Source organism: Kitasatospora sp. NPDC049285 (assembly GCF_040678815.1).
GTDB lineage: Bacteria > Actinomycetota > Actinomycetes > Streptomycetales > Streptomycetaceae > Kitasatospora.
Map to the genome: position 1 here is coordinate 1 of NZ_JBFAQR010000161.1, position 1,033 is coordinate 1,033.

Annotated in this window: 1 protein-coding gene and 1 pseudogene; both read right to left on the minus strand. The window is 69.6% G+C overall.

Annotation, left to right across the window (positions count from 1 at the left end; all coding sequences use genetic code 11):
• Positions 1 to 623: pseudogene (locus AB0K51_RS34885) on the minus strand (alpha-ketoacid dehydrogenase subunit beta); the annotation flags it as partial.
• Positions 623 to 1,033 (minus strand): thiamine pyrophosphate-dependent enzyme (locus AB0K51_RS34890; RefSeq protein ID WP_363462320.1); only part of this gene is annotated, 411 nt, incomplete at its 5' end. The pseudogene AB0K51_RS34885 and the gene AB0K51_RS34890, both read right to left, overlap by 1 nt.

Genomic DNA, 1,033 nt, shown 5'->3' on the forward strand with positions numbered 1-1,033 from the left:
GCGATCAGCGTCGCATCCGCACCCGGACGCACGACCCGCGCCGCGTGCAGCGGCAGCATCGCGTCCTCACCGACCTCGCCCTTGTCCCAGTACCGGCGCTTCGGCTCCAGGAACACCACCGGATCGTCCGACTCGATGGCCTGGCGCAGCATCCAGTGCGCGTCGTGCGCGTTCGACGGGCTCACCACCCGCAGACCCGCCGTGTGCGCGAAGTACGCCTCGTGCGACTCGCTGTGGTGCTCCACCGCCCCGATACCGCCACCGAACGGGATCCGCACCGTGATCGGCATCTTCACGTGGCCCAGCGCCCGGGCGTGCATCTTCGCCAGCTGGGAGACGATCTGGTCGAACGCCGGATACACGAACCCGTCGAACTGGATCTCCACCACCGGCCGGTAGCCGCGCAGCGCCAGACCGATCGCGGTCCCCACGATCCCGGACTCAGCGAGCGGCGTGTCGATGACCCGGTCGTCGCCGAAGTCCTTCTGCAGACCGTCGGTGATCCGGAAGACGCCGCCCAGCTTGCCGATGTCCTCGCCCATCAGGACGGTCTTCGGGTCGCTCTCCAACGACTTGCGCAGCGCGTCGTTCAACGCCTTCGCAATGCTCAACTGCCCGGCCATCAGTGGTGCTCCCCACCCTCGAAGGAGGCGGCGTACGCCTCGTACTCGGCGCGTTCCTCGTCCACCAGGGGGTGCGGCTCGCTGTACACGTGGTCGAAGATCAACGTCGGGTCCGGATCCGGCATCGCCCGCAGTTGGGTGCGCAGTCGGAGGCCGAAGCGCTCGGCCTCGGCGTCGATCTCGGCCACGAAGGCGTCGTCCGCCCAGCCCTCGTTCTGCAGGTGGGTCCGCAGGCGGAGGATCGGGTCCTTGGCCTTCCAGGCCTCGGTCTCCTCGGACTCCCGGTAGCGGGTCGGGTCGTCGGAGGTGGTGTGCGCACCCATCCGGTAGGTGAACGCCTCGACCAGGACCGGGCCCTGGCCGGTGCGGGCGTGGTCCAGCGCCCAGCGGGTGACCGCCAGGCAGGCCAG